The sequence below is a fragment of the Methanolapillus ohkumae genome (assembly GCF_032594355.1).
Classification (GTDB): domain Archaea; phylum Halobacteriota; class Methanosarcinia; order Methanosarcinales; family Methanosarcinaceae; genus Methanolapillus; species Methanolapillus ohkumae.
Genome location: NZ_CP131061.1, coordinates 1611722 through 1634518, shown reverse-complemented (window position 1 = coordinate 1634518; position 22797 = coordinate 1611722). Strand labels below are relative to the sequence as shown.

The following is a 22797-nucleotide window of genomic DNA, read 5'->3' as shown; positions in this document are numbered from 1 at the left end:
TTTAAAAAGTGAGTTTAAGCATAAAAATGAAATCGGTATATGCAATTATGAACAAGAGGTATATAAACATGTTTTATAGCTCATTTTAGGTACGCTTTATAACACGTTTTATAAGTCCATTTAATTAAGAACGTTTTATAGGAGCGTTTTATAAGTCCATTTAATTAAGAACGTTTTATAGGAACGTTTTATAGGAACGTTTTATAAGATGTTTAATTTTTTTCTGTATTTTTTTTTTTCAGAATTCTCTTGAATCAGATTAAAATAGAAATCTTTAAGTCCAAATATTCAATTTAGTTCTTCAATTGCAAGTAACTGTGTTTTATATTTCATTTATGATCTGATTCATTTCAATCCGTTCATATTCATTTAATTTATAATTATTTCAAACTCATTTATAATTCATGTCAAGGTGTGATGATTTTTGTTTGTTGAGCTTAAAGACCAGGTTCAGATTCTTCTGCAAAAGGCGGCTGCGTCCGTAGGGTATAACCTTTCTCGTGATGATATTTTATTTGAAGTGTCGGAACATGCGGATTTATCCACCCGCCTGGCATTTCAATTAATGTCCGCCCGCCCGGAAAGTGAAAAAGAACCCAAAGAAGCCGGAAAAGAAAAAGAAAATCCGGCGAAATTGGCGGCAAAAATCGTCGCGGCGATCACGCCCGAGGACCTCTCCCAATGCCGTCTGGTCCAAAAAATAACGACAACCGGTCCGTATATCAATATTTTTGCATCTGATTTTTATTTGTCCAAAACCGTCGAAAACACGGTCATGCTCAAGGAAAAGTATGGAACCGGCAAAAATTCCGGAAAAATTCTATTGGAGCACACGTCAGCCAACCCCAATGGTCCGCTTCACGTCGGACACATCCGAAATTCTACCATCGGGGACACACTTTCTCGAATTCTTAAAAAATCGGGATATGACGTGGAAGTTCAATACTATGTCAACGATATCGGCCGCCAGATTGCGGTGGTTTCGTGGGCGTGTTCCCGCTATAAATTAGACACATCCAAAAAGTCCGACAGCGCGATCGCTGACGTTTATATCCAAGCGAATGCTGATTTGTCCAAAGATGAATCCATCAACAAACATATTGAGGATTTGATGAAAAAAGTGGAATCGGGGGACAAGGAAACCATCGACAGCTTTACAACCGCCGTGGATTTGGCCGTTTCCGGAATTCAAGAGACGCTGACGCTTTTAAATGTCAAACATGACAAGTTTATACGGGAATCCAAATTTATCGAAAACGGCGACGTTTGGCGAATCATTGATGATTTGAAAAAGACCGGAAAAACCAAGGATGAAAACGGGGCGTTGGTTGTGGATTTGTCGGACTACGGCTTTGAGAAAACGTTGGTAATCCAGCGGTCTAACAAAACGTCGCTTTACACTACCCGGGATTTGGCTTACCATGAATGGAAAGGTCCGCAATGCGACCGGATGATCGATGTTTTTGGAGCAGACCACAAACTCATTTCCGGACAATTGCGTGCGGCGTTGGACCTATTGGGTCAAAAAATCCCCGAAGTCGTTATTTTTGAATTCGTATCGCTGCCGGAAGGGTCTATGAGTACCCGCCGCGGCGTTTTCATTTCCGCCGACGAATTGTTGGAAGAAATGATGGATAAAGCGTATGAGGAAATCCAAAAGCGGCGGCCGGAAGAGTCGGAAGAATTTAAGCGAAACGTCGCCCGGATGGTTGGCGTCGGCGCGACAAGGTATGATATTATCAAAGTGTCGCCGGAAAAATCGACCGTTTTTGATTGGAAAACGGCGCTTGATTTTGAAAAACAAGGCGCGCCTTTTATTCAATATTCTCATGCCCGAGCGTCCAACATTTTAAACAAAGCCAAAGAGGAAGGCTTAATCCGGTCAGAAAACGATTTGTGCGACGGTTCGGTTGATTTTGATCTTTTGATTGAGCCGCATGAAATCGCATTCATTAAAAGAATCGCGCGCTTTGAGCATGTGATTATGGAATGTGCCCGTGAATTAAAACCACATCCGATTGCAATTTATGCGCGGGAACTGGCGGATGATTTCAACCAATTCTATCGTTATGTTCCGGTTTTAAATGTAGATGATTGGGAATTAAGAAAATCAAGATTGGCTTTGGTTTATGCCGGGAAAATCGCGATTTCAAACGTGCTTTTTGTTCTTGGAATCGACGCGCCGGATTCGATGTAATTTCTGGTGTGTCGTTTTGTCGAAAAATTCAGCGAAATATATAAGTATGAAGAATCCTTTGGAAAGGGTACGTTTTCTCTTTTCAGAGAATCGTCCCGTATGGGTTTTTCCCGTACGGCTCCCAAGTTAAGGAATGATTGGAATCCTTTGAATTTCTTTAAATTCACAGTTTTTCTTTTCAGTTTCCCGCCTTAACTCAGTGGTAGAGTGCGCGGCTGTAGTTTGGTCTTTTTGCGATTATTCGCGAAAATCGCGCAGGCACCGCGATGCCCCCGGTTCGAGTCTGGGAGGCGGGACTCAATAATTTCAGTAAGAAGGTTTCTCTGTTCAAAATAGAGTTACTTTCTTTCTGAAGAGAGAATTTTTCGGGAAATCTATATATAGCAAAAGTCTCTTTTTAGAGACGCTTAAGCGTTCTTTGCTTGAATAATCAATATGTCCAACCTGTCCAGATAGTGTAGGGGACTATCATGGGGCCCTGTCGAGGCCCCGACCCGGGTCCGAATCCCGGTCTGGACGCTTGAAAAACTAAAGGCAACTTCTTCCTTAGTCGGAGGTGGTTGCCTTTTTTATTTTATTATTAAATCTCCTTTTCTGTTTTTATCTTCTTTTCTCTTTTCTACTTAGTCTTTTTTTTCCATTTTATTCTCATTCATTTATTCTCATTCATTTCACTTTTGAGAATGGCATATGTGCATGTTTATGGTATCCGGTTCTTACTCATAATATCAAATGTGTGGCATCTTTTTTCTGTATCTTTAAAAAATTGCCATCCAAACGAACGCATGTGCTTTGGAATGAAAAACAGGGCATGACAAGGCATGAAAACAAGATATGAAAACAAGATATGAACACAAGGCATGAACACAAGATATGAAAACAAGATCTGAACACAAGATATGAAAACAAGGCATGAAAACAAGATCTGAAAAAAATAAAAAATGTTTTTGTAAAAACCATCCGTTTTTGAAAAAAACAGGGTCGATTGTTGAGGAGGGAATTAAATCGGGATTTTTTAATTTTTAAGAATCCCGACTCGGGAATTTCGTTTTTTGGGGATCGTTTTTGAAATAAATAAACCGGCCCGTTTGACTCGAATTATTCTGACGGCGAGACGATTTATTTATTAAATTCATTTTTGTGATATTGGTTGATGCGTCTGCATTTATTGATTTATTTTTGATTGATTTGTTTTGCCTTACTTCGCAAGGTCGTAGTGCTGGTTGACGATTTTTAAAGCGCAGAAGTCACCGCACATGGTACAAGCGTCTTCGTCGCCCGGAGCACGGCTGTTTCTGACGGCTCTGGCGTGTTCGCCGTCAATCGCGATGCTGTACATCTTTTCCCAGTCCAAATCACGGCGGGCACGGGCCATGGCCAAGTCTTCGTCTCTTTTGCCGAGACGGATCATGTCGCCGATGTGGGCGGCAATTTTGGAGGTTTTCACGCCGGTAATAACGTCTTCCAAGTTTGGAAGTGCCAAATGTTCGGCCGGTGTCACGTAGCACAAGAAGTCACAGCCGTAGGATGCGGAAACAGCTGCACCGATAGCGGTCGTGATGTGGTCGTATCCCGGCGCGATGTCGGTGACGAGCGGTCCGAGCATGTAAAACGGTTTGTAATTGCTCATGACTTTCATTAATTGGACATTGGTTTTGATTTGGTCAAGCGGAACGTGTCCGGGGCCTTCGACAATGACTTGGAGGTCGTATTTGTCGTGCGCGATTTCGGCACATTCGGAGTTGATGATAAGTTCTTGAACTTGAGCCCGGTCGGTCGCGTCATGGACAGCGCCGGCACGCATTCCGTTTCCGGTGGAAAGGGTGACTTCGTGCTCGCTTAAAATTTCACACAGGTAATCGAATTGGCTGTAGAGCGGGTTTTCTTTTTCGTTGTGGAGCATCCAGGTGCTCATGAAAGCGCCGCCGCGGGAACAAAGTCCGCCGTAACGGCCGTGCTTTTTTAACCGTTCTAAGGTCACTTGGTTAATTCCGGTGTGAATTGCCATGAAACAAGTTCCGAGTTTGGCTTGTTCTTCGGTGGCTTTAAAGAGTTCGTCTTCGGTCATGTGAACGATTGAGCCGTATTTTTCAGCGGCTTGGATGAATGCTTGGTACAAGGGGACTGAGCCGACCGGAAGGGAGATGGCGTCACAAACCGCTTTTCTCATGCCCAAGAAGTCGCCGCCGGTTCCGAGTTCCATTAAGGTGTCGGCGCCTGCTTTTTCAGCGGCCCGGGCTTTTGCAACTTCCATTTCCATGTCGACGATGTCGGAGGACGCGCCGATGGAAGCATTGATTTTAGTCCGGCATCCTTGTCCGATTCCGCCGTATTTGACCTTGCGGTATGGGCTCAGCGGGATGACGATTCTGCCGGCGGCAATTCCGCGGCGGATAAATTCAGGATCTAATTCTTCTTTGGCAGCGACGATTTTCATTTCTTCCGTGATTCTGCCGGCTTTTGCATCAGTAACAATCGACATATTTTAACACTCCTTTTTTTAAATCCACTCATTTACTTAAAATCGAATCAAAAAGACATGCCGGACAAGATTCTGATTCATTGATTCATCCCTGATTCGTGGAAAAACCATTTTTATTTATTTATTTTTTCAAAATCTTCATTTCAAAATCTTCATTTCAGAAAGCAAAGCGCAATGGAAATTATTTTTCCGGCACAGCAGTAAAAATAAAATGTATTTCTTATTTATAAATATATTCAAAAATTTTAATTGTTTTTAACTCAATTAATTTTGATTATTCATTCTTCAAATAATGTTTTGAGTTCTAAAAATTAAAATTAAATTATTTTTAAAATTACTTTTTCATATCAACTCAAGTAAAATTGATTTTAAATGAATAAAATTTGATTTTAAAGGAATAAAACACGATTTTAAAGGAATAAAACACGATTTTAAAGGAATAAAACTTGATTTTAAAGGAATAAAACACGATTTCATGAATTTTGTTCGTGTGTTTGTCGGTGCATGAATTTTGCATCCATAAACTGAAAAGCCGATTCGGACGCATCAATTAAAAAACCTCTCCGTAAAATTCGGGAGACCGTTTTTGTTGATGTTTAAAAAATGTGTTCTTTTTTTAAAAAACCGGCAATTTTTTTCTCCTATGAAAAGGGTTTTTAGGTATGGATTTCTTTCTCCTATTATGGACTCTATGGAATCTTTTAAACAAAAAGCCGTGGTCTTTGATTGTGCGGGGACGCTTGTTGAAATGTACCGTGTGACAAAGGAACTCAAAACGGGAATTGTTCTCTCCGATGCGGACAATTTGCAGCTGGTTTCCGGAGTGGAACGTTGCGGACTGATTATTTTAGACACCCCGATTGACCTCATTAAATCTCAAGACCCGGATGCGCTTTTATCGGATTTCCTGCGTACGGAACAAGTTCCGTTTGGAATTGCCTACGCGACAAAAGGCTTTGAAACAAGTGATATCTCTCGAATTCTTCTCTCCGATATGACAAAAATATGTCATTTCCATGAAACCAATGAAAAGGCCGTTGCGTTTTTTGAAGACATCATCTACGAAGTTTCCGGATTCGTCGCCGACTCCAACGCCGGAGAAATTTCCTATGTCATGAGCACGGGCGGAAAACTGTTTGACAACGCCCGGGAAGTCATGGACGCGCTTCGGGATGAATTTGATATTTTCATCGCGTCCGGTGACAATTATGAAAATTTATACCGGGTGGCAGAAAAATTAGGAATTCCGGATGATCATGTCTTTGGGCTTTGCAACGACCAAAAAAAGCTGGAAATCGTCCTGGATTTGGAAAACCATTATCCATATGTCGCAATGGTCGGTGACGGCCTCAACGACAAATTGGCACTGGAAGCATCCGATTGCGGAATTTTAATCAGCCGGCACAATTACTACACGCCCGACGAACTCAAAGAAGTTTCCGATTACATTCTCAGCGATTTAGGACAATGTGTGGAGATTCTTCGGGAAGTTTAAATTGGAAAATTAAGAAATTACATTAATTTAAAAAATTACATTAAAATTAAGAAATTATAAAAAACTAATAATTATAACTTCTAAATGAAAACAATTATCAATAATAACCTCTTAGAAGATTTCGGAAACGTAAATGAAATATATAAGCTGAATCTGATAATGAGAAAAAATATGCATTAAATGAATAAATTATCAAATTATCCAAAATTTATAATATTAATAATCTTAATTATATATAATTCTGCTAAAATGATATGGTTATTCCAATCCGGTATTTCTCATAAACATTATTTATAAACACTATCTATAAACATTATTTATAAACACTGTTTATAAACACTGTTTATAATTTAGATTTACATTTTAGAACCAATAAATAAACACAATTTACAATTTATATTTTAATTTACATTTTAGACCAATAAATAAACACAATTTACAATTTATATTTTAATTTACATTTTAGAACCAATTAATTTTAGAATCCATTTTTTTAGTTTTATTTCAGTCAAATAAAATCATCATAAATCATCAGAATAAAGTCAAAACGCATACATCCGATTAAATTTCGGAGAAAAGGGCGGGTTGATAGAGATGGAGGAAATTTTTCATGTCAGCATTTATTGAGGTCAAAAACTTATCTGTCGACTTTGACGGAAAAGCTGTCCTCAAAAACATCAATTTAACGGTGAACGAAGGAGAAGTCATCGGCATTCTCGGAAAAAGCGGTGCCGGAAAAACAATTCTCATGCACATTTTGAGAGGAACGGAAAACGTCGGACACGCAACCGGCGAAGTTTTGTATCACATCGCCAAGTGCGACGGCTGCCACCGCGTGGAATTTCCCGGTTTTGCCGGCAAGAAATGTACTTGTGGCTGCGGCGACGTTTTAAAACCATATACGGTTGATTTTGTCCAATGTGGTCTTTACGACGAAGAGCGAAAAGACGTCACCAAACGTGTTTCTATTATGATTCAGCGCACATTTGCGCTTTACGGCGATGACAGTGTTCTGACAAACATCTTAAATGCGCTCACCGAAGTCGGGTACCAAGGAACGGACACCGTCAAAAAAGCGGCGGACCTTCTCGAAGAAGTCAACATGTCCCACCGCATGATTCATATCGCCCGCGAACTTTCCGGTGGCGAAAAGCAGCGTGTGGTTCTCGCGCGTCAGCTTGTGAAAGAGCCGCTTATCTTGCTTGCGGACGAGCCCACCGGAACCTTAGACCCGATGAACGCCGATTTGGTTCACCAAGTCATTATGGATGCCGTCAAAACCCGCAATATGAGCATGATTATTACCTCTCATTGGCCGGATGTCATTTTAGAACTTGCGCATAAAGCGGTGCTTCTTGACAACGGCGAAATTGTCGACACCGGGGATCCCCAAGAAATCGTCGGCAAATTCATGAAAAATTATACGGGCATCGACGTTAAAAAACCCAATGAATTCGGCGAGCCGATTATCAAGGTTGAAAATTTGACCAAAAAATTCGTGTCGGTCGACCGTGGTGTTGTCAAAGCGGTTGAAAATATATCTTTTGATGTTTACGAACGGGAAATTTTCGGACTGATCGGTCTTTCCGGTGCCGGAAAAACGACAACATCCAAAATGCTGATTGGAACCGTGCCACCGACCAGCGGGTCCATTAATGTCCGAATCGGCGAAGAGTGGGTGGACATGACGGTTCCCGGCGTGGACCACAAGGGGCGGGCAACGAAATATATGGGCATTTTGTATCAAGAGTACAGCCTGTACCCGCATAGTTGCATCATTGAAAATTTAACGGAATCTATCAGCCTCGATTTGCCGTATGAACTCGGCGTCCGAAAAGCGATTCAAGCGCTTAAAATTGCCGGATTTTCGGAAGCAGTTGCCAAAGGAATTTTGGAAAAACAAACTTCTGAGCTGAGCGAAGGAGAACGGCACCGCGTCGCCATGGCGCAAGTGTTGATGAAAGAGCCGCTCATTGTGATTATGGATGAGCCGACCGGAACCATGGACCCGCTGACGCGGGCGGCGGTTACACATTCCATTTTAAACGCCCGTGAAAAACTCGGGGAAACTTTCATCATTGTGTCGCATGACATGGATTTCGTCCAAGAGGTTTGTGATCGGGCAGCGTTCATGAAAAACGGCAAAATCGTCTCGACCGGGAACCCCAAAGACATTGTGGCGCAGCTTTTATCGGAGAAAACAACCGGCAAGAAAAAGACGGACAAAAACAACGGTGATAAAAAAGGACCGGATGGTATTGATTTGGATGATTTGTCCGAAAAAGACGAAGCAAAGGGCGACGTAAAGACAGACGGCGGCTGTTGTATCTGATAAAATCGGCATGAATGTGGTCATAAAGGTGGTCATGAACCGGCATAATCAAGTTTGAGGGATTGAGAAGATGACAAAAATTAATGTCGAAATTGACGGGTTGGTTTGCGCGGTGGAGGCGGAATCAACCATTTCCGACGCTGTTCCGTTGTTTGGACATCCGTATGCGTCCGGCGCGTCTGTCTGTGTTGTCAAAAAGAAAACAAAAGAAGAATCCGCCCCGACAAAAGAATTTACCATTCAGACGTCGAAAGGTGTTTTGGTGATTGAACTCAAGGACCCGAATTCGATTTCTTCCCAAATTTGGATGAAAAATTATTCAAATTTGAAATTCCCGGTCCTTTTGGAAAATTCAAATGCGGTTTCCTTTGGCCCGTTTGAATGCGATTACGATGTCCAAAAAGCCAACAAACGTTTCCGGAAATTTGATGTGCTTCTGGGTGCCGGCGGTTTTGATCCGGCGCAGACGACTCTGATTTTTTGTAAAAAAGAACATTATGCAGAATACGGGACTCCGGCGGACGGTGTTTTTGCGACGTTGATTGCCGGCCGGACGAATTTGGAAAAATTAAAACGCGGTGATGTGATCGAATCCATTGAACCGCACAAGGAAGACGATGCTGATTTGAAGGGATTTTGCACGTCGGATTTGTCGGTTCGATTAGAGGACGGTGACCGTTTAATTACGTATGCCGAAATCGAACTCTCCCCGCATTCTCCCAAAGGCGCCGAAACTTTTTATGCGCTCACCAAAGACGGAACCTATCAAATTCATTCCACAGCTTTTGCTTTTCGGTCGGATGACACGCTCCAGGGCGAGCCGTGCGACTATGAAAATTTTGAGCCGCGCAAAACCGGTACCGTTTCTATCCGGACGGCTGGAACCGGACGTGGCCGGGTGTATATTTCCACCGCCAATCGGGCGTCCAGTCTTTTGCATTCGGTCATCGGGCATGTGGTCCACGGCATGGAACTGCCTTACTTTTCCGGTGCCGGTGGCAAATTTTCGGTGGAAACAAGCCCACCGCACATAATGCTTCTTGGGCACACGCTGGAAGAGTCCAAAGAGTTATTGGATACGGTCGACGTGAAATTTTTACATGATGGGTACGACGGTCCGGACAATGTTATTGTGGATCAGGATCCGGCAACCACTTTGGAAGTGTTGCAAAAGGGAGAAGTTTTTGTGACAGCTGTTCCCCGCTCGAAATTAATTGAAGTTGAATTTTATTACGATTTAGCCCCAAAAACGATTGAATTTTTCCGGCATGCGATTGAGCTTAAAACAAAGCCGATCGGTGCCTTGCCGTCGTCCATGATTTATGAGGATACTTACATTTTCAAAGCGGAAAAAGAGGCGGAAAAATACAAGGAAATCATGCCGGAAAACACACCCAAAGACGTAGTCAAAGCGTGTGATTTGGGGGTGACCAACCAGTCGGCGAAAAGAATGGGTTACGTCGGTGTCCGGCTTGCGGATGAAAGCATGTTTGGTCCGACCGGCGAGAAATTTGACGCGACCAACATCATCGGACGTGTGCTCAATCCTGAAAATTTAAAAACGTTGGAAGAAGGCGACAGGATTTACATTAAAGAAGTGTACGGCGAAAGCGCAAAGCGGTTAATTTTGGGAATAAAAACCGGCGACGACTCGGAAATCGGCGACGAGTTGGATAACGAATCTTTACAAAAACCGGCGGGGGAGTAATGAAATGATGAAACAATCGGCGGACAATCCAACGGAAAAGTCAATGGAAAAGTCAATAGAAAAATCAACGGAAAAAATAAAAACTCCGACTCCAAAAAATCCGGAAAATATGTTATCCGCATCTGAAAGTGATGAAATGCCTGAGCAAAAATCCGGTGAAATTACAAAAATTATCGCGGTCAGCTCCGACAGTGTTCTTCCGGCCGATGCCGCCCGGGCAGCTTTTGCGTCCGGGTATCCGGTATCTCTTAAAGAAACATGTTACGGGCTTGTGGTGACCGGAAAAGAAGAAAATGTCAACGCCGTCGTCAAAGCGGTTCAAGCGTTGGATTACAATCATATTTTTGTCAAAGACCGCGGTTTTCCGGCGGGGGACAAACGACGCTGCCGCGCGGCCCGAAACGGAGGACAACGCCCCGGATTTTATACGCTGCACGCCGAAATTTCCCGAATGGGCATGGTTGGCGACGCCTTAGACGACTACGACGCAAAAGTCAAGAAACCGCCGGCGAAATGGCCCAAAAAACCATCGTCTTTTGACATGGAGGATTTCATTCATCAAACATTGGATGAAAAAAAGGACACGGCTGAAGAATAACTCGGTTGAAACGGATCTTAATCCGGCTTTCAATTCGGTTTTCAAACCGTTTGCAATTTGTTTTTTTCAATTCGTTTTATGTTTTATCAATCAATTATACAAATGAACAAAATCAAAAAATAAATTTTTCGATATGAGGTGGAAGTTTTGGTAAAAGTTTTCGTGTATCCGACCAACAGTTTTATTTTGGCGGATTTGGTCACCCGTGCCGGCCATGAGCCGCTGGTCATCATGAACCAAGTTCGGGAGAAAGTGACAAAGTTGAGTGTGGATTCTCCGCCTCTGAATATTACGGCGGAAGACCCCAAAGCTGGCTTAAAATACGCGGCGATTGAGGTTCCGGCTGGAGTTCGAGGACGTATGGCGCTTTTGGGTCCGCTTGCGGAAAAAGCACAGGCTGCCATCATTGTCGAAGGCGCGCCCGCGGATTTCGGTTGTTCCGGCTGCAACCGGACCAATGAACTCTCCAAGTACCAAGTGCGGACGCTTGTGGGGAAAGAAAAAATTTTGGAAATCAAATATCCGGAAAACGAAGAGCAGATGCATGAATTCGTGTACGTGATTTTGGACTTTTTAAAGACGCTTCCGGCCGGCGAAAACATGGGGGGGGCCCCAAATGAGTGAAAAAATTCCGTTGAAATTGGCCAATGCCGGCGAGGAAAAATTGTGTTTGGATTCCGAGCCGCCGAAAAATTTTGAAAAAGGTCCGGAAACCGTTCCGCCGGCTCCGAAAAAAGAAAAAAAGGAAGCTAAAGTCAAAATCGCGCTTGTATCCTGCGGAACCGAATACGGCGGCGTTCAGGCGGCGTTTGAGGCGGCGGCGGCGAAAGTCAACGCCGAGTTTATTTATCCGGAAATTAATATCGCAAGCTTGGATACGATCGGCAAGGATTTTGGAATTGAAGCGGCCAGCGGCGACCTTCGGCTGATGATGGCGCGCGCGCAAGCGGTCGTTCGGGGGGAAACTACGGCCGATGGTGTTTTCGTGACCACGTGTTTCAGGTGCGCGGAAGCAGCGATTGTTCGAAATGAGGTGCGGCGCTATATTCACAAAAATTCCAACATTCCGGTCATCAGTTACTCTTTTACGGAGCAGACGGATGCGGCCACGCTGTATACCCGGTTTGAGGCGCTGACCACCGTGGCCAAACGCCGTCATTTACTGGCCCGGGAGACACAGCATGGAATTACGGCCGGCATTGATTCCGGCTCGACGACCACGAAAGCGGTGGTAATGAAGGACAATCAAATTGTCGGATTTGGCTGGGTGCCGACCAATGAAGTTTTGGCCAGCGCCGAAGCGGCTTATTCCGCTGCGTTGACGATGGCCGGAATTCGGCGGGAAGACGTGCAAGCACTTGGGACGACCGGCTACGGCCGGTATTTGGTCGGGGAAGGATTTCATGCGGATTTGGTTCAGGAAGAAATCACGGTCAACTCCAAAGGGGCGGTTTATCTGGCGGACTGTCAAAAAGGTCCGGCAACCGTCATTGATATTGGTGGAATGGACAACAAAGCGATTTCGGTCGAAGACGGAATTCCCGGCATGTTTACGATGGGTGGCATTTGCGCGGGCGCATCCGGCCGGTTCTTTGAAACCGTTGCCAAGCGTCTGAATGTCGACATTACGGAACTGGGTGACTTGGCAATGCAGGGCGACCAAGCGAAAGTGAACATGAACAGTTACTGTATTGTTTTTGGAACGCAGTCGCTGGTCAATTCGCTTGCGAAAGGCTCGCTTCCTAAAGACGTTGCTGCCGCCGCCTGCCGCAGCGTCGTCGAGCAGATTTTCCAGCAGCAGCTTCAAGAAGTGGATGTGCGCGAGCCGGTTATTTTGGTGGGCGGCTCCTCTCTCATTAAAGGTGTGCCGCGAGAACTTGGAAATTTGCTTAACGTCAAAGTCGTGGTTCCGAAAAACTCTCAATATATCGGCGCCGTCGGCGCGGCGCTTTTGTCATCCGGATTTGTGGAGGATTGAGCCGTCATGGTTGTCATGGAGCCGCTGGAATATTTTGTCGTGGACTCGGAAATTCCCAGCGAAGCGCAGGTGTATAAGGACGTTGTCGCCGATGTGATGTCGGATTTAAGGCTTGCGTCCGCTATCGGTCGCATTCATGTGGAAGTTGTTCCCAAAAAGGCGCTGTTTATTCTGGCGGCGCTTTTGCGGGATATTGAAATTCCAATCCGGGTATCGGATGCCGCCCAAGTGGATACCGTCTACGAAGGCGGGAAAGGATTTGTGCGCCTGACGATTGAGCGGGAAAAATACATGCCGGAGCTTACGCGGTTTTTGTGGAAACAGTTTACACCGGCAAATGTGAATCAGACGGATCGCTGGACAATTTTGGTCACCGTTGATGATCCGGTGGAAAGTGCCGGAAAAATTCAAAACGAAATTATTGCCAACCCCTCTCAAAGTTTGCATGCCAACATGATTGAGTTTTCCATCCGGTCCGTTCCGGAAGGTTTTCGGGTGCGGTATCATACGTTTGAAAACAACGCCTTTATGTTTGTCGCGTCGGAAGACATTTTGGAAAAAGAATGGCTGGACCGGGGGGTTGCGATGGTTGCGGAACTCAAAACCATGAAAATCGGGGCGGACGCTGAGGATGGAATCCGGGCGGATTTGGATAAGAAGCCAAACGGCAATGAAAGTGATGTGAAAAAACCCTACAAATACCGTCCGGGACGGTCGGAGGAATAAAGAATGGCAACTGTTTTTGAGCCTTATGTTTTTAACGGCGGCGTTTACAAGCATGGTCTTGTAATTGAGCTTTTAGAGGACGTCGGCGGTTATTTGGTCAGCAAAATCGTGTCGGTCGCGGAAGTCACGATGGACATGATGGTTCCACGCGAGGATGTGCCGCTTTTGGAGGCGCTGGCCAAAAGCTTGCTTGGAACACTTACTAAATCACCGCTCACCGGTGTGGAAATTGCTGTTGTGTCCCCGACGCTTGCTTCTCACCACTTGCCGCACTCGGCGTGTGACATTGCGGAATATCTGCGTCATCCGGGTGCGAAAACCACCATGATCGGACTCGCCCGCGGGATGGGGAAACGTGTGTCGCTTAATGATGATTATGAGCGGCGGCTGATTAACGAGCACGACTTAGCGGTTTTTTGTCTCGGATCGTTTCGGGATTGCATTATGAATTACAAAATCCGTTTGTTTGAGGGCATTGAGGTTCCGATTGTCGCAACAGGCGGTCCCGGAGATATTGAAACGGAAGAAATTGACGGCGCGGATTTGTATGTCGGGCATTTGGGACGTTCTTCCCACCGCTGGCGCGGGGCGGATGAAATCAGTTCTCTGGATGTTTTAAATGAAAAGGTGTCGGAACTCACCGATAAATTGCGCGACATCATTGCGAAAGACCCGCCGGCTGTGCTTCCTGCCCGGGCGATGAAGGAAATTGAAAACCAGGTTCCGGAAATTACGCGCAGTTTGGCGCCGGCCCCGCTATCTCTGAAATTAACGGGCATCCGGGTCAAATTGCCATATGATTTGTTCCATGAGAAAGTGGAAAATGTGGAATTTGACGAGGGACCTAAGCTTTCCGATATCGCGGACATCACAAAATCAAAACTAAACGACTACATTTTGGTTCAAATAAAACCAAAATCGGAAGTCGGGTTTGAGATTTGAAAAATCAAATCTCAACTTTTTTTTTATTTTCATTTATTTTCTTTCTATTTCATTTATTTTCTTTCTATTTCATTTATTTTTTTCTATTTTTGGCGGCGGCGGCGCGCGTTATGGCGGTAATTTTTAGATTTATTTTTCAAAAAGGCTGGCAGACCGTTTTTATTTCCAAAAATATGACCGTTTGCCGCATTTTTCATTTTACCTTTCAGAATAAGCATTATATACTCCTTCTTCTGTTTTAAGGTAATTAAATTTCAAAATTATCATTTTTATCATTTTCGCGATACAAAAATCACTTTTTTGAAATGAGATTTGAATTATTATTTTTCAATTATCACGCATCCTATTGTATATTTGAGAGGAATCCTAAATGAAAGAGCAAGTTGAAGTGAAGGAATTAAAAGAAGGACGATATGTTATCATTGACGATGAAGCATGTATTATCAAAAGCATTGCGAAATCGAAGCCCGGAAAACACGGCGCTGCCAAAGCGAGAATTGACGCGATTGGTGTTTTTGACAATCAAAAACGTTCCATTGTGAGTTCGGTTTCGTCCAAAGTTTACATTCCGATTGTCGAGAGAAAAAGCGCTCAAGTGCTTTCCATTTCCGGCACCATGGCCCAACTGATGGACCTTGCCGATTTCACCACCTTTGAAATTCCGATTCCGGAAGAATACCAAGGAAAAGTCAAGGAAGGCGAAGAAGTTCAGTATTTGTCCGCTCTTGAGAAAACTAAAATCGATATCCGTGTTTAATTTCAATGGATTGATTTTTTAAATTTATTTTAATTTTATTTTAATTTTTGTTTTTAAATTGAATATTTTTACCTCTTTAATTAAAAAAGAAAAGGCGCTGGAATGCGCCTTTTTTTATCGACTTTTTTTAAAACATAGATAAAAAATTCAATTCATATGTATTTTTTATTCATAATTATATTAATAAATTCAACAAAACCATAGTTATTTATACATTATAATTAATTTTGTTTTGTGAATATTTTCGTTAAAAAAGACGAAACCTCACCATTGAATTTTGATATTGATACTATCAAAATTCAATGTTTTTTGTGAGCGAATTCAAGGTAGTTGCCATAGAATTCGCTCCGATCTTTAATTTAAAAATATATAAAGATATGGAGAAAATATTATGAAATTAAAATCTGTCTTAAAAATTTCGTTCTGTTTGATACTTATTGTCTGTTTGTTAACACCATCAGTTTTTGGGTACGTCCCCTTTGGTTGCAAATGGTCCGATCATAGAGCATCAATTTATTATAAATCATCAGTACCTTCACAATACAAAACCGCAATGGGAAATGCCTCTTCTACATGGAATCAAGCGGGTGCAAATTTTTCTTATTATAACACATCAAGTGCGTCTAATGCAAATATTACCGTTGCTTTTGAATCAACACAACAATATCCCGGCATAGCAGCTGTAACACTTCGATGGTTAAATGCCTCTAATCGGTCTCAATTCGATAGATGTGCTATTACTTTAAATTCATCTGGAAATTGGACAACAAATCCTGGTTTAATACAATTTTTTGAAAATGATGTGGAAACAGTTACTCTCCATGAGTTTGGTCATACATTGGGGTTAAATGAATCATATGCAATTGGATCAATTATGATGACACCACCACCATTTTGGACCCAAAGAACTTTAGGTAATGATGATAAAAACGGAGTTAAGTATATTTATGGGGTCCGTAGTGCTCTAAAATCAATTGGATTAGATTCAACCTTAGAATTGAATTTAAATCATGAATTTAATAAATCTTATGGCAGTACTCTAAATGATAAGAATCTTGAAAATTTTGATGATATTGTGGTAATTACATTTACATATCAACCAATCTCTAAAGAAGACTTGGCAAATAATGCTGATTTGATCGTGAGGGGAAAAGTAATCAACGTTCTGCCGGCCTATTGGAATACAGATGATGGTTTTGCTCCTTCAGATAAATATGGGGAAGAATCACAAAAATATGAAATTTATCATGATGTTGTCATTGAAATAAATGAGATTTACAAGGGAAAAACTGAAAATAAAACTGTTATTTTTAGACAGATCGGGGGAGCGGTAGACAATACAATTAGAATAAATCTAGATTCAATCAACTATCAAAAAAATGATGATGTGATTCTCTATTTATATAAAGACATTGAAAATACAAAAGTATCAAAATCGGAATTTTATTTCGCTTATCCTGTTCAAGGGGAATTGCTTGTACTTGACAATGATACTATTGTTAACTCATATGGAGAGAAAGTAGACTGGGTAGAGCGAGAACAATACATATAAATATGCATAACTTCGAGAGTTTATAACTTATATTATAAACTCTTATTTTTTTAATTTATTCGAGTGGATAGTATGACTCGTTTATTGAATCAAAATGAAAAAGCCAACAACATTCTATTTGTTTTATCCTATGTGTTTTTAGTCTTGCTTATTCTCGGAATCGGCTACTTTTCCGGAATTTTTGGAGTTGTTCTCTTTTTGTTCATGTATTTTGCGCCGATTGTTTTCGGTTTTTTTTCAAAAAATTCAATCAAATCATTCCTCTTCGGATTTTTACTTCTTCCAGCAATGGAAATATTTGATTTTATTATTTCTTCAATGATTGATTCGAATTTTGCAGGTGGATTGGATTTTCTTTTCGCTCCAAAAACACTTCTTTTCTCTGTTGTCTGGGGTTTTTCGGGATATTTCGCCGCCAAAAAAGGAAATGACCAAGTTCAAAAATTAATTTATGCCGCCTGTGTTTTTGTCATTTTGTTGCTTGAATTTGTTTTGACGTTCAAAACCTATTAACAAAATCGGAACTAAAATTCAATTTATTAAAACGGCAAAAGTTCAATTTATCAAATCGGCAAAAAACTCATCAGAGAAATTCCGGACACAACCGCCCCGATTAAAAATCCGGCCATGGCCCCCGTGTTTAAAAAAGGAAGCCCTGCTTGCGGCTTTCCTTTGGAGACCGCATACATAAGACCCGCAAAACCCGCAAACGTCCCAATCATTGTCAAAAGCGCGGGTGTTGAAATAAAACCGGTGTGTGGAATAAAATAATTGGCGGAAACGACCAGCAGCGTTGGAATGACGGCATCGCCAAGACCCATAAATAAAGCGCCTCGCTCTTTTTTATCCGCATCTGTTTTTTCTGAATCTATCTTCTCAGAATCTATTTTTTTGGAATCTGTCTTCTCAGAACCTGTTTTTTCTGAAGCCGTTTCATCAAAATTCATTTTTTCGATATCTGTTGAATCACTTTCTTTATCGGCTTTCTTTTCACTTTTTTCGTTACTTTCCCCATCGATTTCTTTTAAAAAATCGTCATCGATGTAAGAATAATTCAAGTGCTTTGGAATGACGAACAGAATCGGAAGTTTGAGATTCATCATGCCACTGGCCAGCGTGAGCATGTGTTTGGTTTTGTAAACGGAAATAAAATCATAAATGAGAAGTGCCAGCAGGAGAATAAAAATCGGCAAAATAGACAAAGAAACGCCGATAATCGCGCAGGCACCGATTGAAATCACAAGGCCGGCGAGATCAATCACATACCATTCCGGATGCTTGTACAAAACAACGGACAGCAGAACCGCTAAAATTCCGGACAAAAGCAGGAAAATTCCTTCCGGCGGCACAAATTCGGACAGGATGGAATTGATGACATAAAAAAAAGTCACCGTAATCGAGAGGTAAACAACGCCTCGAATAAATCCGGACTTGTTTTTCTTGACGGCAAAAACAACAATGGCGGAAAAAATCAGCAAAACCAAAATGTAATAAATCGCGTTTCCGATACTTTCCGGATTTTCAAAAACCGGCTGCTCTGTTATGTATTCCCGCGACGACAGCCAAAGAGAGCCAAGCTGAACGGTCAAAATCAAAAGTCCCATGAATATCATCGGCATGATTTCTTTGAGCCGCTCTAAAAGAGAATCGGAAGATTGTTTTTGTTCCACGTGAAAAACTCCGCAAATGTTAAATCAAATACAGAGTCAATATTTATATAGTTTCGCGGGATTTATTCATTATTTTGTGTTGTATATTATTATTGAATTCAAATAACGTTACAGCTGTTTGAATTTGATTTTGTCACAATCTTTTTCAAAATCGTTTGGATGGTTTTGTCACACAAATATCCATTTTTTCATTCGTCACACACAATTTTTCAAAAGAAGAACATTTGAGGAAACAATATGGAAACAAAAGACATTATTGCTTTCATTTTAATTGAAGTCGCCACACTTGTTATGGCATACGCCTGGTTCCAAAGATTCGTTTACAACCCGTTTAACTGGGTGATCATTCTTTGCCTTTTAATTGTCATCGGAATTCTCTCGCTGATGATTTTGTCCATCAACACCCGCTTCAAAGAATTGGAAGGACGCATGGAAGCCCGGGACAAATCCATCCGGGTCAGTATCATGACAGTCGAAGCGGATTTGGAGAACAACATTGCCCGCTTGAATGAAAATGTGGAACGCGCGGTTGCCGAAATCAACAAAAAGCGCTTCATGTAATTTGAATCGTTGATCGATTTATTGACCAAACCATTGATCGATTTATTGACCAAACCATTGATCGATTTATTGACCAAACCATTGATCGATTTATTGACCAAACCATTTGATCAAATCATCGTATTTTGATGGATGGTTTGCGGCGGTCATATACGCGTTACGGCAATCGATTCATAAAAATCACAAAAAGCGGGAAATGTTTTTTTGGATGGCATATCCAAAAGCATTTCCCCGTTCTTTTTTATTTTGGTAATTTTGAAAGACCAAAAAAAGGATCTCAATCGTGAACATTAGAACCAAACGTCCTCTCCCTTTTGAAAAATTTCAAAATGGGGGGATTTTTACAACAAACCGGCGGCAAGCCTTGAAACACCCATTTTTATCCGAACCCAAAGGCTGCGGTGGTCATACATTTCTTCCGTGTATTCGGACGAGTAGCTTAAATCTTCCATAAAGGCGTCCATCATTTCTTTTCCGATCTCGTCGGAATAAACCACACCGTTTGTCTCAAAATTCAATTTCAGGCTGCGCTCATCCAAATTCGCGGATCCGACGGAACAATATTTGCCGTCGACGACCATTGTTTTGGAATGAACAAATCCGCGGTTGTAATTATAAACACGAACGGAGCCGTCTTTAATCAATTGTCCGGCAAAGGCAAGTCCTGCCCAATAAACAAACGGATGGTCAGGCTTGTCCGGCATAATGATTCGAACATCCACGCCGGAAAAACCGGCCAAAATCAAAGCGTCTCGAATGGTTGTGTCCGGAATCAAGTAAGGTGTATGAATGTAAATGGATTTTTTGGCAATGTTGATTAATTTTAAGTATTCCGTCTGAATCGGATTTCTTTGCGTGTCCGGGCCGCCGGAAATGAGCTGGAATTTTTGGGTCCAAGCCGGGTTTTGTTCCATTTCCGGATAATATTTTTCATCCGCGGAAAGCATCTTTTTTGTGGCGTAGTCCCAGTCCATCATAAACCGAAGATTCATGGTGTAGACCCCGATTCCTTCCACCCGGACGGCTGAATCGCGCCAATAGCCGAGCGGCCCTTTTCCAAGGTATTCATCCCCGATGTTAAATCCGCCGACGTATCCTATTTTTCCATCGATGACGGCGATTTTTCGATGGTTGCGGTTATTTTTCTTCGGACTGAGAAGAACGGTGACTGTTTTGTGAAACGTTGCGAATTCTCCGCCGGCTTTCTTAAATTCCATAATTTTTTTCTTGGGACCTTTGTTGTTTCCGACCGCGTCAATCATCAGCCGGACTTTCACACCTTCTTTGACTTTGTCAATCAAAATGTCCATGAATTCATAAGACAGCAGGTCATTTCGGATAATGTAGTATTCAATGTGAATGAAATTTTTCGCACGGCGCAAGTCATCAAACATGCGCTCAAACTTTTTCTCTCCTTCCGTAAAGAGTTCAACGTCATTGTTTTCCGTAAAAAAAGAGCCGCCGGCATTCATCAATGATTCGCCGACCCGGTAAATTTCTCGCTCCTCCGCCGGCATATCCTCCTTTTCCCGAGTCCGGAGAAGTTCAATAACCTTTTCTTTTGCTAAAAGGAGCCGGTCATCGTCTTTCTTTTTCAGTTGGAATTGTTTGTTCCGGTAAAAGGTCTGCCCGATAAACAAATAGACAATAAATCCAAGAATCGGCACCAAGACTAAAATGATAATCCACGACACAGTACTGCGCGGGTCTGCCCGCTCCATAAAAATCAGGGTCATGATAAAGACGAAATTGACCGCCAAAATCGCAATGATAATCCAATAAGAGAAGGCTCCGGTCATTGCTCCGGCCCATAAATCAATTATTGTAAACATGATGAAACACCAAATTTCGGATCCAAAAAAAATAACGTTCCTTGTTATAAAATTAAAATTAAAATAAATCTGAAAAATAATAAAGAACTAAATTATATATAATTATATATCAAACACATTCGATGAAATCTAAGGCGGCATTTTTATCTGTCTTTAATTCCCGATTTTAGAAAATCATCCATCGGATTTTTCCGATTAAAAGAAATCATCCCTTGGATTTTTCCGATTTTAAATGACGGGTGCCGTAACGCGCGCATGCCGCCGCTCCAAATCCTCAGCAAGTGTCGTAAGTTTTCGCACAGCGGAAAAATAAAAAACAGAAATAAAATAAAAGTGAAAAACAGAGGATATGGGAAAAAATAGTCAAAAAAGCCAAAAAATAACTTTCGAGCGCAGCGAGAAATTCCCATGAAGCGCCCGTAAGTTATGAGTTGTCCCCCTGCCCTTTGAAAAATTCGGTCCCGAAAGGGAGCGAATTTTTTTTACGATAAAATGTCGTCCAATTTATCCATATTCTTGGCGTTTTTAATCTCGCGGGCAATTCTTCGTCCGGTGGACATGTTTTCTTCCAATAAATCGGAGTAGGGCGAGCCTGAAACATAAAGGTTGGTTCCGGCAACGATTCGTGCGGAAATTTCAAAAACTTTAATTTCCAAGTCGTCGGTAAAGACTGTTTCCAAACAGAAAGATCCGATCATGCCGCCGAAAAGTTTGATGGATTCTTCGACCACACGAGCACCGAGCTCAAAAATCAACGGAAGGAGCGATTCGCGGGCGACAAGCGGCGTATTTCCGGTCACCACATACGTTGGAATGATGCCGGCTTCTAAGAGTTCTTTGGGGGAGCCGAGACGGAAAATTTCATCGGCGTTGGATTCGACGCGGCGGTCCATGCTGAGCATTTCCAGGCTGCCTTTGCTGAGGGTGTAACCGGTTTCCTTCACCGGGGAATAGAAATAGTGAATGTAATACCGGGTTCCGACAATGAATCTTTGGATGGTGTAGGTTTTGGTTAAGTCCACGTGTTCCATAAAGTCTTCATAGGTTTTGGCGATGAAAAATCCTTTTCCGCCGTGGGCGCCGTCATATTTCACCATGACCGGACCATCGATGTCGTGCGGGTCTTCAATGACGTCCGGCATGTGAATACCGGCGCCGACGAGCCATTGTCTTTCTTTTTTGCGGACGGATTCCCATTCGAGAACCAACCGGTTTCCGAAGGTGGGGAGGTCCATTTTGACAAATGTGTCCGGTCCCATATAGGCAACAAAGGATCCGTGCGGGATGATGATGACGTTTTTGGCTTTGAGTTCTTCAATGTGATCCAAAAGTTCATCATATCTTTTTAAAATGAGAAATTCGTCCGGTTTTCCAAGCGGGAAGGCATCGTAATATTTCGGCGGTTCCCGAAGGCAAATCCCGAGAGTTTTAAAGCCTTCCTTTCGAGCGCCATCGAAAATTTGAAGGCTGGAGTGGGAACAAATCGTTGCGATTGTAATATTTTCAAGATCGTATGACTTGACAATATTGGAAATGTGTTCTTTTGTAACTACCATAAAAATAAGTCCTGAACTTTTGAATCTAAAAGAAGTTATCATATTTAAGTCTATTTTTTTGAAATTTTAAAAAAAGAGGCGGAAAAAAGATTAAAATCCTTTTTTACTCTCAAGTTTTTTGAAAAAAAATCAAAAAATCGGACGATTGATGAATAAAATGAATCGGGTGTTAAAAATAGTGAACACAAAATGGAAGCAAATTTTTTAAAAAAAATCATAAAATTATTTATATATATAGTCAATAATGAGTTGATATATATAATATTTACAAAATATAACTTAAAATTATTGCAAAATCTTTTTAGTTTTAAATTTTCAGAGGGGAGTGAAAGTTATATATACTCCATTTGCCTCTTTAAAAAGCGGTACAAGAAGCTTATTTCTAAAAAATAAATCTCATGAACCAATTAT

At 41.9% G+C, this 22797-nt stretch carries 18 protein-coding genes and 2 tRNA genes; 15 read left to right on the top strand and 5 right to left on the bottom strand.

The genetic code is table 11. The features are described 5' to 3' along the window. Nucleotides 1–424: 424 nt before the first annotated feature. From argS to MsAm2_RS07165, 3 genes are all read left to right on the top strand, one after another. Nucleotides 425–2197, top strand: coding sequence for an arginine--tRNA ligase (argS, locus tag MsAm2_RS07175; protein ID WP_338097567.1), 1773 nt, complete (start codon nucleotides 425–427; stop codon nucleotides 2195–2197). A 185-nt stretch (nucleotides 2198–2382) separates the two neighbouring features. After that, nucleotides 2383–2493, top strand: a tRNA-Tyr gene (locus MsAm2_RS07170). 150 nt (nucleotides 2494–2643) lie between these two features. Next, nucleotides 2644–2716 (top strand) — tRNA-Asp (locus MsAm2_RS07165). Between the two features lie 679 nt (nucleotides 2717–3395). Here the strand turns inward: MsAm2_RS07165 and thiC are convergent. Further along, the gene (gene thiC / locus MsAm2_RS07160) at nucleotides 3396–4679 is read right to left on the bottom strand and encodes a phosphomethylpyrimidine synthase ThiC (RefSeq protein WP_338097566.1); all 1284 of its coding nucleotides are present in this window, start codon (nucleotides 4677–4679) and stop codon (nucleotides 3396–3398) included. 682 nt (nucleotides 4680–5361) lie between these two features. Between thiC and MsAm2_RS07155 the strand changes: the two genes are divergently transcribed. From MsAm2_RS07155 to MsAm2_RS07120, 8 genes are all read left to right on the top strand, one after another. Continuing rightward, complete coding sequence (locus MsAm2_RS07155; RefSeq protein WP_338097565.1) at nucleotides 5362–6174, top strand: HAD family hydrolase; 813 nt, start codon at nucleotides 5362–5364, stop codon at nucleotides 6172–6174. 610 nt (nucleotides 6175–6784) lie between these two features. Further along, nucleotides 6785–8506 carry a methyl coenzyme M reductase system, component A2 gene (gene atwA / locus MsAm2_RS07150; protein ID WP_338097564.1) on the top strand — a complete coding sequence of 574 codons (1722 nt, stop codon included), beginning with the start codon at nucleotides 6785–6787 and terminating at the stop codon, nucleotides 8504–8506. A gap of 70 nt (nucleotides 8507–8576) precedes the next feature. Next, the gene (gene mmp3, locus MsAm2_RS07145; protein ID WP_338097563.1) at nucleotides 8577–10214 is read left to right on the top strand and encodes a methyl-coenzyme M reductase-associated protein Mmp3; all 1638 of its coding nucleotides are present in this window, start codon (nucleotides 8577–8579) and stop codon (nucleotides 10212–10214) included. 4 nt (nucleotides 10215–10218) lie between these two features. Continuing rightward, a complete protein-coding gene (locus MsAm2_RS07140; protein ID WP_338097562.1) occupies nucleotides 10219–10812 on the top strand; it encodes a methanogenesis marker 6 protein in 594 nt (197 codons plus the stop codon). Between the two features lie 147 nt (nucleotides 10813–10959). Further along, the gene (locus MsAm2_RS07135) at nucleotides 10960–11436 is read left to right on the top strand and encodes a methanogenesis marker 5 protein (RefSeq protein ID WP_338097561.1); all 477 of its coding nucleotides are present in this window, start codon (nucleotides 10960–10962) and stop codon (nucleotides 11434–11436) included. Continuing rightward, nucleotides 11429–12790, top strand: a complete 1362-nt coding sequence (locus tag MsAm2_RS07130; RefSeq protein WP_338097560.1) for a methanogenesis marker 15 protein — start codon at nucleotides 11429–11431, stop codon at nucleotides 12788–12790. Before MsAm2_RS07135 ends, MsAm2_RS07130 begins: the two co-directional genes overlap by 8 nt. Nucleotides 12791–12796: 6 nt before the next feature. Next, on the top strand, nucleotides 12797–13516 hold the full coding sequence (locus MsAm2_RS07125; RefSeq protein WP_338097559.1) for a methanogenesis marker 17 protein: 720 nt from the start codon (nucleotides 12797–12799) through the stop codon (nucleotides 13514–13516). Nucleotides 13517–13519: 3 nt separating this feature from the next. Further along, nucleotides 13520–14458 (top strand): methanogenesis marker 7 protein, encoded by a 939-nt coding sequence (locus MsAm2_RS07120; RefSeq protein ID WP_338097558.1) that lies wholly within the window; start codon nucleotides 13520–13522, stop codon nucleotides 14456–14458. Between the two features lie 83 nt (nucleotides 14459–14541). Here the strand turns inward: MsAm2_RS07120 and MsAm2_RS07115 are convergent, their stop codons facing one another. Next, nucleotides 14542–14676: a hypothetical protein gene (locus MsAm2_RS07115; RefSeq protein WP_338097557.1), complete on the bottom strand. Its 135-nt coding sequence runs from the start codon at nucleotides 14674–14676 to the stop codon at nucleotides 14542–14544. 152 nt (nucleotides 14677–14828) lie between these two features. On the opposite strand from MsAm2_RS07115, the gene MsAm2_RS07110 reads away from it, so the two are divergent. The 3 genes from MsAm2_RS07110 to MsAm2_RS07100 all read left to right on the top strand — a co-directional run bounded on the left by MsAm2_RS07110 (nucleotide 14829) and on the right by MsAm2_RS07100 (nucleotide 17280). After that, nucleotides 14829–15215 (top strand): translation initiation factor IF-5A, encoded by a 387-nt coding sequence (locus tag MsAm2_RS07110; RefSeq protein WP_338097556.1) that lies wholly within the window; start codon nucleotides 14829–14831, stop codon nucleotides 15213–15215. Between the two features lie 391 nt (nucleotides 15216–15606). Continuing rightward, nucleotides 15607–16767 carry a matrixin family metalloprotease gene (locus MsAm2_RS07105; protein WP_338097555.1) on the top strand — a complete coding sequence of 387 codons (1161 nt, stop codon included), beginning with the start codon at nucleotides 15607–15609 and terminating at the stop codon, nucleotides 16765–16767. 72 nt (nucleotides 16768–16839) lie between these two features. Continuing rightward, complete coding sequence (locus tag MsAm2_RS07100) at nucleotides 16840–17280, top strand: hypothetical protein (RefSeq protein WP_338097554.1); 441 nt, start codon at nucleotides 16840–16842, stop codon at nucleotides 17278–17280. Between the two features lie 50 nt (nucleotides 17281–17330). On the opposite strand, the gene MsAm2_RS07095 is transcribed toward MsAm2_RS07100, so the two are convergent. Continuing rightward, the gene (locus MsAm2_RS07095) at nucleotides 17331–18437 is read right to left on the bottom strand and encodes a presenilin family intramembrane aspartyl protease PSH (RefSeq protein WP_338097553.1); all 1107 of its coding nucleotides are present in this window, start codon (nucleotides 18435–18437) and stop codon (nucleotides 17331–17333) included. Nucleotides 18438–18674: 237 nt separating this feature from the next. On the opposite strand from MsAm2_RS07095, the gene MsAm2_RS07090 reads away from it, so the two are divergent. Continuing rightward, a complete protein-coding gene (locus MsAm2_RS07090) occupies nucleotides 18675–18998 on the top strand; it encodes a hypothetical protein (protein ID WP_338097552.1) in 324 nt (107 codons plus the stop codon). 341 nt (nucleotides 18999–19339) lie between these two features. Here the strand turns inward: MsAm2_RS07090 and cls are convergent, their stop codons facing one another. Continuing rightward, nucleotides 19340–20830 carry a cardiolipin synthase gene (cls, locus tag MsAm2_RS07085; protein WP_338097551.1) on the bottom strand — a complete coding sequence of 497 codons (1491 nt, stop codon included), beginning with the start codon at nucleotides 20828–20830 and terminating at the stop codon, nucleotides 19340–19342. Nucleotides 20831–21312: 482 nt separating this feature from the next. Continuing rightward, a complete protein-coding gene (locus tag MsAm2_RS07080; protein WP_338097550.1) occupies nucleotides 21313–22386 on the bottom strand; it encodes a formate--phosphoribosylaminoimidazolecarboxamide ligase in 1074 nt (357 codons plus the stop codon). Nucleotides 22387–22797: the final 411 nt, after the last annotated feature.